This window comes from Arthrobacter sp. ZGTC131 (genome assembly GCF_002929275.1).
GTDB lineage: Bacteria > Actinomycetota > Actinomycetes > Actinomycetales > Micrococcaceae > Arthrobacter.
The window spans coordinates 18454-31473 of the sequence record NZ_PJIK01000012.1 but is presented as its reverse complement, the minus strand read 5'-3'; the positions used below and the strand labels follow the sequence as shown (position 1 = coordinate 31473).

At 66.5% G+C, this 13020-nt stretch carries 15 protein-coding genes; 7 read left to right on the top strand and 8 right to left on the bottom strand.

The annotated features are described in order from the left end of the window. Positions 1 to 2: 2 nt before the first annotated feature. The 3 genes from CXQ90_RS22160 (at position 3) to CXQ90_RS15125 (ending at position 1718) form a co-directional block, all read left to right on the top strand. Positions 3 to 185 (top strand): hypothetical protein, encoded by a 183-nt coding sequence (locus CXQ90_RS22160; protein ID WP_146068910.1) that lies wholly within the window; start codon positions 3 to 5, stop codon positions 183 to 185. A gap of 342 nt (positions 186 to 527) precedes the next feature. Continuing rightward, positions 528 to 1283, top strand: coding sequence for a lytic transglycosylase domain-containing protein (locus CXQ90_RS15130; RefSeq protein WP_104140208.1), 756 nt, complete (start codon positions 528 to 530; stop codon positions 1281 to 1283). Positions 1284 to 1454: 171 nt separating this feature from the next. Next, positions 1455 to 1718: a hypothetical protein gene (locus tag CXQ90_RS15125; protein ID WP_181038579.1), complete on the top strand. Its 264-nt coding sequence runs from the start codon at positions 1455 to 1457 to the stop codon at positions 1716 to 1718. Positions 1719 to 1734: 16 nt separating this feature from the next. On the opposite strand, the gene CXQ90_RS15120 is transcribed toward CXQ90_RS15125, so the two are convergent. After that, positions 1735 to 2433, bottom strand: a complete 699-nt coding sequence (locus CXQ90_RS15120; RefSeq protein ID WP_104140207.1) for a DNA alkylation repair protein — start codon at positions 2431 to 2433, stop codon at positions 1735 to 1737. Positions 2434 to 2622: 189 nt separating this feature from the next. Between CXQ90_RS15120 and CXQ90_RS15115 the strand changes: the two genes are divergently transcribed. Together CXQ90_RS15115 and ppk2 are read left to right on the top strand one after the other, a co-directional pair. Next, positions 2623 to 3009, top strand: coding sequence for a hypothetical protein (locus CXQ90_RS15115; protein WP_308470554.1), 387 nt, complete (start codon positions 2623 to 2625; stop codon positions 3007 to 3009). A 105-nt stretch (positions 3010 to 3114) separates the two neighbouring features. Beyond that, on the top strand, positions 3115 to 4050 hold the full coding sequence (ppk2, locus tag CXQ90_RS15110; protein WP_104140206.1) for a polyphosphate kinase 2: 936 nt from the start codon (positions 3115 to 3117) through the stop codon (positions 4048 to 4050). A gap of 89 nt (positions 4051 to 4139) precedes the next feature. Here ppk2 and CXQ90_RS15105 read toward each other — a convergent pair whose 3' ends face one another. Beyond that, the gene (locus tag CXQ90_RS15105) at positions 4140 to 5273 is read right to left on the bottom strand and encodes a glutamate--cysteine ligase (RefSeq protein ID WP_104140205.1); all 1134 of its coding nucleotides are present in this window, start codon (positions 5271 to 5273) and stop codon (positions 4140 to 4142) included. Between the two features lie 257 nt (positions 5274 to 5530). After that, positions 5531 to 7051, bottom strand: a complete 1521-nt coding sequence (locus CXQ90_RS15100) for a CYTH and CHAD domain-containing protein (protein ID WP_104140204.1) — start codon at positions 7049 to 7051, stop codon at positions 5531 to 5533. 146 nt (positions 7052 to 7197) lie between these two features. Between CXQ90_RS15100 and CXQ90_RS22155 the strand changes: the two genes are divergently transcribed. Both CXQ90_RS22155 and CXQ90_RS15095 read left to right on the top strand, forming a co-directional pair. Continuing rightward, complete coding sequence (locus CXQ90_RS22155) at positions 7198 to 7377, top strand: hypothetical protein (RefSeq protein ID WP_146068909.1); 180 nt, start codon at positions 7198 to 7200, stop codon at positions 7375 to 7377. A 9-nt stretch (positions 7378 to 7386) separates the two neighbouring features. Continuing rightward, a complete protein-coding gene (locus tag CXQ90_RS15095) occupies positions 7387 to 8040 on the top strand; it encodes a helicase associated domain-containing protein (protein ID WP_104140203.1) in 654 nt (217 codons plus the stop codon). Positions 8041 to 8144: 104 nt separating this feature from the next. Here CXQ90_RS15095 and CXQ90_RS15090 read toward each other — a convergent pair whose 3' ends face one another. From CXQ90_RS15090 to CXQ90_RS15070, 5 genes are all read right to left on the bottom strand, one after another. Further along, positions 8145 to 8573 carry an SRPBCC family protein gene (locus CXQ90_RS15090; RefSeq protein ID WP_146068908.1) on the bottom strand — a complete coding sequence of 143 codons (429 nt, stop codon included), beginning with the start codon at positions 8571 to 8573 and terminating at the stop codon, positions 8145 to 8147. A 116-nt stretch (positions 8574 to 8689) separates the two neighbouring features. Further along, complete coding sequence (locus CXQ90_RS15085) at positions 8690 to 8929, bottom strand: hypothetical protein (RefSeq protein WP_104140201.1); 240 nt, start codon at positions 8927 to 8929, stop codon at positions 8690 to 8692. 184 nt (positions 8930 to 9113) lie between these two features. Further along, the gene (locus CXQ90_RS15080; RefSeq protein WP_104140200.1) at positions 9114 to 10535 is read right to left on the bottom strand and encodes an FAD-binding oxidoreductase; all 1422 of its coding nucleotides are present in this window, start codon (positions 10533 to 10535) and stop codon (positions 9114 to 9116) included. Positions 10536 to 10792: 257 nt separating this feature from the next. Continuing rightward, positions 10793 to 11941, bottom strand: a complete 1149-nt coding sequence (gene nagA, locus CXQ90_RS15075; protein ID WP_104140199.1) for an N-acetylglucosamine-6-phosphate deacetylase — start codon at positions 11939 to 11941, stop codon at positions 10793 to 10795. After that, positions 11938 to 13014 carry an SIS domain-containing protein gene (locus CXQ90_RS15070; protein ID WP_104140198.1) on the bottom strand — a complete coding sequence of 359 codons (1077 nt, stop codon included), beginning with the start codon at positions 13012 to 13014 and terminating at the stop codon, positions 11938 to 11940. The genes nagA and CXQ90_RS15070 overlap by 4 nt, the downstream gene beginning before the upstream one ends. Between the last annotated feature and the right edge of the window lie 6 nt (positions 13015 to 13020).

Below are 13020 nucleotides of genomic sequence, written 5' to 3'. Positions count from 1 at the left end.
TCGTGAGCGATAAAAAACAGGCTGCTCTTGCCGTGGCTGATGGCGTCGTTTTCGCGCTGAAGCCAGGAACGATGGTGCGTCCCGGTCTTCGACTGATCGTCATGCCCATGCTTGGCGTGACTGAATGGATTCCTGACCACGGTGACCGCGACCTTTCTCCGCTACCGTCGCTGCGACTGCAGTGATCCGCCGGTGCATCGAGTATAGGACCGGGGCACGGCAGACGGGTATGGGCGCGGATACCCGGCGGGATCCGGACCTCGGTGGCTCTGGCCAGTCCAAAATCCGCGCCATGGGCGGGTGTCCGGTGGGCCTCGCGCCAAGGTTTGTCTATGCAATGGTGTAGGTTGCTTTCCGGGTCAGACAACACACCCGGAAAGAGAAACACCCACGTGGCAACCGCTTACGACGAAGTCCGATCCGACGTCCGGTACGCTTCCATGGAGGCGCTGCAGCCCGCGAAACCCCCGGATGCCGGTAAGCCAACGCCCAGGACCGGGATGCCCGCGGGACGGTTCAGCTAGACCATGCTCCGTCTGAAACGCCTGGCAGTCCTTATCCTTGTCGCATTCTTCGTCATTACCGGTCTCACCTTCTGGGCACTCCGGGTGTCGGGTGCGGAGACCATCGGGGTCAATCCGCCACCGCCCCGATCGGAGGCGAAACTGGAAGTGCTGTCGACCAACAGCGACCCGGCCGTGAACATCACCCCGGGCAGCTTTGACGCCAAGTGGCTTGCCCGGACTGCCGCCCGGACCGACATACCCGTCCGGGCGCTCCGGGCCTATGCGGCCGCGGCCGGGCTGGCCAACGCCGCCTCTCCGACCTGCGGGATCGGGTGGAACACGGTGGCGGCCATCGGCTTCGTGGAATCCGCCCACGGAACTTACGGCGGCGGAAGCCTGACTCCGGCCGGGCAGGCAAGCCGGCCCATTGTCGGCCCCAGCCTCAACGGTGAGGGTTTTGCCGCCATCCCTGATACGGACGACGGCGTCCTGGACGGCGATGCTATCTGGGACCACGCCGTCGGACCAATGCAGTTCATTCCCACCACCTGGCAGATGGCAGGGCGGGACGGGAACGGCGACGGAGAATCCGACCCGCTCAATATCGACGATGCCGCCCTGAGTGCGGCCTCGTACCTGTGCGTCGGCGGCCGTGACCTCACCACTGCCCGGGGCTGGACGGATGCTGTCTACTCCTACAACCAGTCTGATTCCTATGTGGACCACGTGCGCGAGCAGGCCACCGCCTACGCCGCACAGGCAGGTTCTAGCCGATAATTCCACGGCAGCCACGGACGCCATTGGCCCCGGGCCCATTGTTATCTGCGGTCCGTCTGTCAGACCGGTTGTTGTTCCCTTCTCCTTATCCGGAAACGGGGGTACGCTGGGCGCGACCCGCTCGCCTGCGCCGGGATGCAAATGCCCGACCAGCCTAGGAAGGCAACATCAATGGAGATGGACATCAGGGGCAATTGGGACAAGCTCACACCCTCTACGCAGCGATGGCTCACCGACCACCCCGGATCCATGGTCCTGCCGCGGACCATAGCAGCCATCATCTGTAAAGAGACCGACCGGCCGGCGGATCGTGACCGCCACGGGGGCACACCCCTTTCGCAGGACGACCGGGACTTCATCGCGGACAAAGCCCGGGAGGCACCCCCCTCCGGGCCGGAAGCGCGGTTCTTCGGCGCGGCATCGCCGCAAACATAGCCGGGGCCGGTCCTCCCTACTTTCCGCCCTGTCGGCGCACCATCTCGTTGATCCAGACGGGCGCGAACGGCGACGTGCAGTTCGGGGGAGTCGGGTAGTCCTTGAGCACCTCCAGGCGCTCACCGATGTCGACGGCACGGGAGCGCTGCTCCGCGTGCTCGATCCCGATCTGAGCCAGGCAGTGGTTCATCGCCCACTGCAGGCGATCCGGTGCATCTCTCATCTCCGCCTCGATGACGTCGAGCAGTCCTGCGAGGTCGAGGCCCTCGGGCTTCCTGGCCACGCGTTCGGTGGTCAGTGCCCAGCCGGCGCTCGCCAGCACGGGATCCGGATCGGCGGACCAGGCCAGGCGCAGCTCTTCGGCGTGCGGGCTCTTCTTCACCACGTAGTTCACGAGCCAGTCGTGCACCTTGGGTGTGCGCGCCGCGCGCAGCATGACGTCCAGCTCGTCACGATCGAACGCCTTCGGGCGGCAGATCAGGATCGCCAGCAGTTTCGCCGGGGTGTCACCCGTCGCCCAGAGCTGGCGCGCGAATTCGTGCTGCGTCTTCAGCCGCTTAGCAAGCGCACGAAGTTTGCTGAGGTTCACACCGTGGTCGTCACCATGCTTCTCGTTCACCTCGCGTGCCCGCGGATCCTCGAGCTCGGCCAGTTCGGCCATCACCTCGGCCACAGTCGTCCCGGCCACCTGAGCCTCCTGTCCATCGTCTTTCATTCCGCTAACTGTACTTATTTCCGCCCCGAAGGACCCCGGGGCTGAACGAGACCGCCGACGCCGACTGTTAATCTTGCGCTGCTACAGCTAGCTCCTGTGACACCTAAGGGTGCGCCCGGCTGCCTGACGAGTGTTCGGCGATCGGCAGGTACGGAGATTGTCTTAAAAAGACAGGAAGATGGGGTCGTTATGCTGTTGGACCAGTTAGCCGCGTTTGCCGCCTGCGCCATCCTGGCCGGACTGGCCGTCTTTCAAGGAGCCCTTATCGGCGGCGCGCGTCTTGGAAGATTTGCTTGGGGAGGACAGCACGATGTCCTGCCGGCCAAGCTCCGGGCCGGAAGTGCACTTTCAATCGTCCTTTACGCTCTTTTCGGGTACGCGGCGCTCGCAGAAGCCGGCATGGCGCCCCTGTTGGGCAGCGAGACTGTCACTTCGATCTTCATGTGGGTGCTGACGGCGTACTTCGCCCTCGGCGTGATCATGAACGGGATCTCCCGCAGCAAGCCGGAGCGCCTCGTCATGACGCCCACCGCGCTGGTACTCACCGTCCTCTACCTGATTCTTGCGATCGGCTGATTCCCGCAAGTGCTTGCGTGGACCGTAAAGAATTGGCCTCTACGGCTCGATGGCCTGTCCTGTTAGACTGCCGTCGAGCTTTGGCGATGCCGGAAGGAGAACCGGATGGCGCAGGCAGGCAGCCCATGGACGCCCGGAGATCCGTGGTGGGTCAGGGACAACCTGCGCGAGGCCATAGATCGTCTCGTGACGCTGGGCTACACAGTGCGGGGCGGGCAAGGCGAGGACCCGGAGCTCATCGACCCGGGAGGCTCCGCGGTGGAGACGTGGCGGGAGGATTATCCCTACCACGAGCGGATGTCCCGGGAGGAATACGAGCTGGACAAATACCGCCTGCAGGTGGAACTGCTGAAGTTCCAGTACTGGGGCCAGGATCTCGGCCTCAAGAACGTGATCGTTTTCGAGGGCCGTGACGCTGCCGGCAAGGGCGGGACCATTAAGCGCTTCACCGAGCATCTGGATCCCCGTTCGGCCCGGACCGTGGCGCTGGGCAAACCGTCCGATCGTGAACAGGGCCAGTGGTACTTCCAGCGCTACGTCCAGCACCTGCCCACGGCCGGAGAAATCGTGTTGTTCGACCGCTCCTGGTACAACCGGGCGAATGTGGAACGGGTCATGGGGTTTTGCACCGACGACGAGTATCGCACCTTCATGGGGCAGGCGCCGCTCTTCGAGAAAATGCTGGTGGATTCCGGGGTCCACCTGTGCAAGTTCTGGTTTTCGGTCACCCGTCACGAGCAACGAACGCGCTTCGCGATCCGCCAAATTGACCCGGTTCGGCGCTGGAAGCTCTCACCCGTGGACCTTGCCTCCCTGGACCGGTGGGATGACTATACGGAAGCCAAGGAGCAGACGTTCCTGCGCACCGACTCGGACCACGCGCCGTGGACCACCATCAAGTCGAACGACAAGAAGCGGGGGCGGATCAACGCCATTCGCTTCTTCCTCAATCAGTTCGACTACGACGACAAGGACACCTCGGTCGTATATGACTCCGACCCGCTCATTGTGCGTCGTGGCCGCGAAGCCGTCGGCGACTGATCCTGATCATTCGGACGCTTACCCGGTAGGTCCCCGACGACTCAGCCCGAGCTTGCGAGGGCGGTGTCTTCGTCCCGGTTCGGGAGTTGTTAAACGAGTCGTTCCTCGAGTTGGTGATCGGCGGCTGCCCCGTGGGTAACGTCGATGGCATGCGTGATGACGTCGGCCAGGCTGCCGTTGCGCCCGTAAGCCTGCCGCTGCCGGCTAGCCCCCGTGCCGAGGCTGAGGATCCTTTGCAGGGACTGCTCGACGTAAGCTGCGTCCGCGGTCTCGTCGAGGGCATCCCGGACGTGCGCGTGAAGAGCGGCAACGACGTTACTGGCCGTATCCGGGGTGTGCCTCACCGGATGGAGCAGGTCCCCGTGCAGGCCGAACCGGCTGGCTCGCCAGGCGCCCTGGCGCAGGATCGCGGCTGGAACCAAGTCCGGTGCCTGCCCGGCCTCCCATTCCCTGGCGGCGGTCTCCACCAAGGCCCGCACCAGGGCCGCAATCAAAGCGGCGTCCCGGGCGTCCAGACAAACATCTGACACCCGGATCTCGACCGTCGGGTGGCGGACGGACAGACGCGCGTCGAAGTCGGGGCTGGTGACGACCCCGGTGCCCGACAGCCCTGCCACCATTGCGTGGTATGCCTCGGCCGAGCCGAAAACGTCAGTCGGCCCTGCGGACGACCACCGGTTCCAGGCCTGGGTGCGGAAGCTGGCATAACCGGTGTCAGCGCCGTTCCAGAACGGGGAATTCGAGCTCAGGGCGATGAGGGGCGGCAGCCAGGACCTGATCCGGTCCAAGACCCCGACGCCTTCCTCATCCGAAGCGACGGAAACGTGGACGTGGTAGCCGCCCGTCAGCTGCTCCCGCGCCGTCAGGGCAAATTTCTCCACCAGCGCGTCGTAGCGGTCGCCGCGAGTGGCAAGGGGCGTGACCGGCGTCGGGGACGTGGCCAGGGCTGCAATCCTCGCGCCCGCCTTCCGGGCGAGTGAGTCTGCATACAACCGGCCTGCCCGTATCTCGGCGGCGAGTCCGCTCAGACTGCTGTGCGGGCGGGTGATGACTTCGAGTTGTTCCTGCTGCAGCTCGACAGCCAGCACAGGCAGGGGCAAAGGGTGGTTCAGCGCCTGGCGGCCGGGGTCGTGGAGCCGCAGCATTTCTCCGGCCAAGGGCAGGGGACTGCCGTTACGGGGGTCCACGATCAGGAATTCTTCCTCAACACCAAAAGTACGCACGTGATAAGTGTGGACGATGAAAGTGCCGGTCTAGGACAGCGTGCCGGTGTCAGCTCCTGCCCGCCTCGAGTGGCGTGGCACGTGCGAAGGCAGAGCCCGGGCTTGTGCCCCTGTACTTTTCGCGTCCACAGGCACCGTTCACGCCCGCGGAGTCCGCCCGCGCGCACCGGCTGGCCGAATTGGCGGAGCAGACAGAATTGTGGCGGCGCCGCCCGGTCACTGTTTCCTTGCTGGATTAGCAGCGCCCCCGCCGGCTCCTATTTGGTCAATGATCCGGAGGGAAATTTCTTCCACTCGCGGTGAAAGCGGGCTTCCGATTCCAAAGCGATGGATTGCTCGAGGGCGTGCAGGCGGCCATAGCTGAATCCGTTCTCGCCTTGAACGAAGGCCTCGGCGCCGAGCCGGCGCAAGAGGTCGCGGGTGACGACGCTGTCCTGGTGATCACCGAGGACCTTCTGTACGCGGTGGGCTGCATCGGCCAGTTGGCCGGCGCTCTTGGGATTCACGGGCGTTGCGGCTTCGGCGGCGTACCGCAGGCGCTTGCCGTCTTTCCGCGCCTCATGCAGGGCCGGGTGGTCACCGGTGCCGGCAGGATGTCTCGTTGCTTCCAGAACCGCCGTGCGTAGGCGTTTCACGTCCCGCTGGATCAGCCGCGGGATCACCTTGCGTGCCGGTTTGGAAGCGAGCGGCGCCAGGGGCGGGGCGGCCAGCAGCGACTCCAGGGCATCGAGGAGACGGAAGTAGCGCCGCCCATCCAGTGATTCCAGTACCTTGGTGTGGGCCTTTTGGTAGTCGGCACCGAGCTCAAGATCGACCCGACGGAGGACCGGTCCCATGACGAGCTCTCCCGGTTCCTCCGCGATCATGTCCTTGAGCCGGGCATGCATGACCTCGGCGTCACGGGCCTCGCCGAGCACGCCGGCCAGCCACTTCAGTTCACTCCGGAGGGAATTCACCGCCTCAGCGTCTTTCAGCAGCTTCCGGTACGTAGCCAGCAGTGAGCGCATCCTACGGGTGGCCACGCGCATCTTGTGCACCGCATCCGATGTGTCCAGGCGCACGAGGGGGTCCTGGGCCTTGAGCTCCCGGACCTGCTCCCAAAGGTAGGCAAGCACGACGTCCGCCGCAGGGCTCTTGGGTTTGGGTTGCGGGGCGGCATCTTCGGTTTCCTGCGGATCCCGGCCCAGCGCGCGGGCAAGCTTGGAACGGTGGGCGGAGGGCCGGACGCCGGCGGCCGCCAGCAGGTCCTGACCGGCGTCGAGCAGTTTCCGGGAGCCCTTGACGAGTTCGATCTCCCACTCCCGCCAGTGCTGGACGGTTTGTTCGGGCTTGAGCGCCTCGGCCTGCACCTGGTCATCGCTGACGTCGGCGAGAACGGCGCCCTTTTTATTCAGGAGGCGGTGCACGATGCGCCTGGTCTCCAGCCTGGCAACGGGGCCCAGGGCCCGCTGCCTGGTGTGCACGCGCACCAGCTTCAGGAGGGGTTCGGGGACCCCGTCGGAGGCTTCCCCGAGCGGTTCGTGGAATTCCGTCCGCTCGTCCGGGCCGGAGGGCAGTTTCAGGTGCCATCCTGCGTCTTCGCCGCCGGTTCGTCGGCGCAGTGTTACCTGCGCCGCTGCCAGGCGCAGGTCCTCGGTGTCGAAGTACTCGGCCTCCAGCCGGTGCTCCACAGGCCCTTCCACCCGGTCAACGCCGGGCAGGTCCTGCAGGGGCGGTAGGAGAACCGAATCCTTGACGTCAAACTTCCGTTCGATCTCAGTGACATGCGCCGCAGCCATAGCCAATAGTACGTCCGGCTCGGTTGGCGTGGCAGCACAAAAACGGCCACGGGTCACGGCCACGCCTCCACCAGCGCGCTTGGTTCGGCGGTCGCTTCACGCGCCGGGTTCACAGACTGTTCACCGGCACATGATTACATCGTCACATGGACTCAAACCCTTCCCGCGAATCGGGCCGGCCAGCGGGGAGGGGCGTCGTCCATAACGGGACGCCGGACGCCGCCCTGCTGTGGGTACGGACTGGCGGTCACGCTCCGCGCCGGATGTACCTTGCCGGATATCCCGTGGAAATTCTCCCGGACCAGGAAATCCCCGATTCGTTTTAGGATGCGGCCGTGACGAAAAAACGGCACGCGGCGGTGCCCCACCCGGAATGGGTTCTGATGTACCGGAAAGGTTTGTCCCGGAAGCAAATCGCGGAACTGACCCGGAGCGACGTCGCCGCGGTTTCCCACTACATCGCCGCAGCGAAGACTGCGGATCCCGCCCTGCACGCCGAGCATGCGGCAGCAGCCAAAGGGTCCGCCGCGCGTGCTGTGCCAGGCCTGAAGCGCATGCATCAGGTGGTTGCGATGGTTGAGGCGACCGGCCGCTATCCTTCCCGGAATGCTGAGGACCGGGCGGAGCGGGAGCTCGCGCAATGGCTGCGGCGCCGGCGCCGGGACGCCGAGGCCGGAATCCTCAACCCCGTCATCCGCGAAGGCCTGGCCGTGCTGCCTGACTGGCAGCGGAAGCCCGGCGAGGCCGCGGGCCAGCAAAAATGGCAGGACCGTTTCAAGGAGTTGGTCGCCTACCGGGCGGCAGGGAACCCTTGGCCGCGCACCACGCCCACCGCCACCGGGCTGGAGCGTGACCTCGGCATCTGGCTGCGCGGCCAACGATACAAATACAAGCACGGCCAACTCCCACCCGCGAGGGCCCAGGCACTGGACACAGCACTGCCGGGATGGAGCACCGGCCGGAAAGCTGCCCCTCGCGGGCCCCAATAGCCAGACTCACCGGTGCACAGGAAGGGCGCACGTCCGGGGGAGACAGGTCTGTCTCTCTTCCTGTTTCAACGCCGGGGCCACGGGCCCAGATACTTTTCCGGGTTCTACGAAACCCGGTCTAGAAGCTCGGCACGGTTCATGACGGCGGTGACGTAGTCGTTCAGGGTGTGGCCAGTGTCCGGACTTGTATTTCCGGGGAACCCGGCCAGCGGTCCGCTGACTTGCTCCTTGACAGTGAAGTGCGTGAGGCCGTCCTGCGGCGACAGGGTGAAGGTGCGTACCCGTCTCAGCAGGCCAAGCGGCAGGCTGCTGGTCCAGGTCATGACTTCACCGGGCAATTGCCGGACGCGGAGACGGAGGCTCCGCCCGCCGGCGTCGGCGGTCTTGATCCGGATGGTTCCGCCGTGGCGCAGCTCGCCGTCGATGGCGCTGATCCCGGACTCCCAGACGGTGAGGTTCCCGGCGTCGGTGATGACCTCCCAGACGGTCGAGGGCCGTGCACTGATCAGCGCCTCTGACGCAAAGTACTCCATGAGCTCAGAGTAGACAGGAGAATTCTCGTCGGCCACGAATATCGGCGGATGGTGTCATACTTCACGAATATTTCGCTTCGCTACGGTGCAACCGGAGGGCGCCTACGGCGGGGAAATCACTCTTCGGCGTGATGCCCCGGAGTAGCTCCGCCGTCATGGCTGGACTCGACGTCGACGGCCATGGCGGCCACGCCGATGAGTGTCAGTGGGCGGTCCGGTGCGTCGTCCAGTTTCAGCGTTACCAGGTCTGCGTCGCATCGCGTCGACAGGACGCGGAACCGGCTGCGCTGCAGCGTCAGGACGTCGCCGGGGCGTACCGCCGCAAGCCGGGTTCCCTTGTTAATACCGTTCTTCATGCGCCGTGGCCTGTCTCTATCGCCCGTCCGGGGTGTTTTCCGGGACGGGAATGACTGAAGCCGCCAACGCCTGCTTCATCACACGGCAAGTATCAGTCCAGTATGCCGGGGCCGCGAAGTCAAGGAGGCGCGCCGCCGCTCCGACGACGACGGCGGCGGCGACGACTGCGACGACGACCGCGACCTAGACAGGTGTTGGCGGGATGTTGTGGTTAAGGCGGAAGAGATTGTGGGGGTCGTAACGGTCCTTGAGTGCCATGAGGCGCTGGTATTTGTCTGGCCCGTAGGCCTGACGCGCGGCGTCGGGTTCCTGTTGTCCGAGTTCGGCGCCGAGGAAGTTGACGTACTCGCCGTGCTCGGAGAAGGGCTGCATGAGCGCGTATGCCTTGCGGGCAAAAGCTGTTAGCCGTTCGTCCTCCGCAGGGTCGCGCCAATACCCGTAGACGTTGAGCCAGTAGCGCGCGGACCGGTTCGGGAAGGCCGTGGACTCTTCCGGCACTCGCCCGAACGCGCCTTCCAGATGGTGGATGTCTATCCCGGTCCCTTGCCACGTCACCTCGGACACGAAGCCGAGCAGGACGTCGGCGACCTCCTCGTCCAGGCGGGAGAACGAGACGTTCTTCCAGTAGCCGCGTGAGCCTTTGGGGAACACAGCGTCCATGGCACTCTGCCAGTCCAGCCACGAAGTCGGGCCCACCTCCTGTTCGTCGGGAGGGGCGGCGATGCGCAGTTGCTCAATGAGTTCGAGACCGGCCTGGTGGTCTTCGGCGACCCAGGCGAGCCCGATAACCATCCACGGCTCGTCGCCCATCCCAAACGCGGGCGGGAGCACCAGGAACGAGATGATCGGGTTCATCTCCTCGGGCAAATCCCGGGTCCAGCTGGCGAATGCCACTAAGGCGTTTCTCCAGTGCTCCTGCCGGTAAAAGAGGTTTCCACCCAAGGGTGCCACCGGCAGTGGGCGGGCGCGGAAGGTGAATGAGGATGCGACTCCGAAGTTCCCGCCGCCGCCGCGCAGTCCCCAAAACAACTCGGAGTTCTCCTGCTCGCTGGCGTGCACGTGCTCCCCGCTGGCAGTGACGACGTCGACAGAGTCCAGGTTGTCCAGGCTCAGCCCGTAGGAACGCGTCAGCCAGCCGACGCCCCCGCCGAGAGTAAGTCCGGCCACCCCCGTCCCGCTGATCACCCCCAGGGGAACGGCCAGGCTGTGCGCGGCCGTGGCTCGGTCCACGTCAGCGAGCGTCGCCCCGGGCTGGACGCTGACGAGCCTGTTCCGGGCGTCCACGTTCACGCCCCTCAACGGTCCCAGATCCAGCACAAGGCCGCCCTCGACAGTGCCGTGGCCGGCGATGTTGTGCCCGCCGCCGCGTACTGCAAGCGCCATGCCGCTGCGCCGCACGGCGTCCAGCACCACGTCGATGTCAGAGACAGCGCCGGCCCGGGCAATGGCGCGCGGACGGATATCGACCATGCCGTTCCATACTGCCCGGGCTTCGTCGTAGAGCGGATCCTGCGGTTCTATCAGCGATCCCGACAGCTTCCCGCGCAACTCGTGCAGTGCCTGCTGGATCTCAACTTCCGGATCATGTTGATGAAGTGTGGTCATCGGTCGATGCTTCCGCGTCAAGGGGTGAGGCCCCTGGTCGACATTGGTGGAAGCGCCTGGGTCGGCGCCTGAGCGGTCACCCGATACAGCTACGGAGGCCCCAACAGGGACATGGTCCCGCAGGCATTTTCATCGGGAACCTGGTGCGATGTCCCCGATTTTAGGGTCACCATCTCAGCTGGGCAACAACTTAATTGTTGTCGGGGGACTGGTTTCGACAAGCTCAACCAGCGGTCTCACCCGAGCGCCGAGCAGGCTCAGCCGGCGGCACTACCCGAACGGCACCATTTCCCGGACTTCATGACCGCCGCCACCTCGAGTTCCCCGTTGAGTACCACCAGGTCGGCACGCAGGCCCGGCTCAAGCCGGCCGACGTCCGCGAGCCCCAGCATGTCCGCGGGGTTTTGCGTGGCCGCGCGGACGGCGTCGGCGAGCGGAACGCCCGCATGCCGGACCGCGTGCCTTACGGCGGCGTCGAGCGTGAGGATGCTGCCGGCGATGGCGCCGTCGCTGACCAGCCGCGCTTCGCCGTCGGCCACACGGACCTCCAGGCCGCCGAGGTGGTACGTCCCCTCATGCGCGCACGCCGCGGCCATGGCATCCGTGACGAAGACGGCGCGGGCCGGACTTCGGGAGATGAAGCGGACCAGCGAGGGGTGCAGGTGCACGCCGTCGGCTATCACCTCGGCAAAAACCGCCGGGTCCTCCAGCAGCGCCAGCGCAGGCCCGGGTTCGCGGTGGTGCAGGGACCGCATCGCATTGAACACGTGCGTCCCGGCGGTGGCGCCCGCGGCGATCGCCTGACGGGCCAGGTCATAGTCGGCGCCGGTGTGGCCGATGGCGGCCACCGCGCCGTGGCCGGTGATCTGCCGGATGGCCGCGAGGCCGCCGTCCAGCTCGGGGGCGATCGTGACCATTCTGACGGTGCCCCGGCCGGCCAGCATGAGCCGGTCGATGCTCGCCGGGTCCGGGCTCCGCAGCAGGCTCTTGGTGTGCGCGCCCCGGTGGTCCGGGCTGAGCCAGGGGCCCTCTAGGTGGATCCCGGCCAGCACGCCGGCCTCCACGAGTTCCGCCAGCGCCCCCACCGCGCTCTCCAGGTGCGCGAGGGAAGCGGTGACGAGGCTTGCCATGAGCGTGGTGGTCCCGTGCCCGCGGTGCACTGCGGCGATCTTGACGGCGGCGGCAGCGGGGTCAGCGTCATTGAAGCTGAAGCCGCCGCCGCCGTGGATGTGGGCGTCGATGAAGCCGGGCGCCACTGTCCCGTCCGGAAAGCTGGCGTCGGGCTCCCGGGGAGCCAACCCGCCGCCCACAGCATTAATCCGACCGGACCGGACTTCCACCCAGCCCGGCTCGAGGACGGCCCCGGGCGTAATCACCCGGGCGGCGGAGATGAGCGTCGGACTCACCAGGTTTCCGTGATCTTGCGCAGGCCCCGGGGCGCATCAGGGTCCCGGTGGCGGGCCGCGGCCATGGCGTGGGCCAGGCGCTGCAGCGGCAGTATTTCAAGGACCGGAGCGAGCTGCTCGCTGACGGCCGGGAGGGGCACCACATGGTTCTGCGGGCGCGCCGCCCCGGGATCGCCCACCAGGCAGACGTCCGCCCCGCGCTCGGCCAGCCGCTCCAGCACCGGCTGAAGCGCACGGCCGCCCGCGCCCTGGGAAGCGATGGCGATGACGGGGCGGTCCTCGTCGATCATCGCGAACGGTCCGTGCAGGAGATCAGCTCCGGAGAACGCATGCGCGGCAAGATATGACGTTTCCATCAGTTTCAACGCCGCCTCCCGTGCGGTGGGGTACGAGAATCCGCGCCCGGTGGTGATGATGTGGTTCACGTAGCGGTAGCGGTCTGCCACCTCCAGTATCTCCGGTCCGGCCAAAACATCCGCCGCGTGGCCGGGCAGCGCCAGCGCTTCGGTTCCGTCCCCGCCGGCCCAGGCGTCGATGAGCAGCCAGAGTGCCAGCAGCTGGGAGGTGTAGCTCTTGGTGGCGGCCACGGCGCGTTCTGGTCCGGCCAGGATGTCCACGTGGTGCCGGGCCGCGCCGGCCAGAGGCGAGGACGGCGCATTGGTCACCGCCACGGTCAGCGCGCCGCCGCGGGCGGCCGCGGCGGTGGAATCTACAAGATCGGGGGACCCGCCCGACTGGCTCACGGCCAGCCAGAGGACCCCGTCCATCTTGGGTTCCGCGCCGTACACGGTAAGGCTCGACGGCGACGCGAGCCCGGCCGGGAGGCCCAGGACCGTCTCGATGAGGTACTTCGCGTACAGGGCGGCGTGGTCACTGGTGCCGCGGGCCGCCAGGAGGACGTACCGGATGTCCGCGTTCCGAAGGACGGCGGCCAGGCGGCGGATTTCGGGACGGCCGTGGTCGAGCTGCCGGGCAAGTGCCTGCGGCTGCTCGAGGATTTCGGCGGCCATCAGCGCGCCGGGAGGCTGGGTGGCGGCCCCTGCTGCGGTCAGGGTGGTGTTCGGCGGGGTCATGGGGTC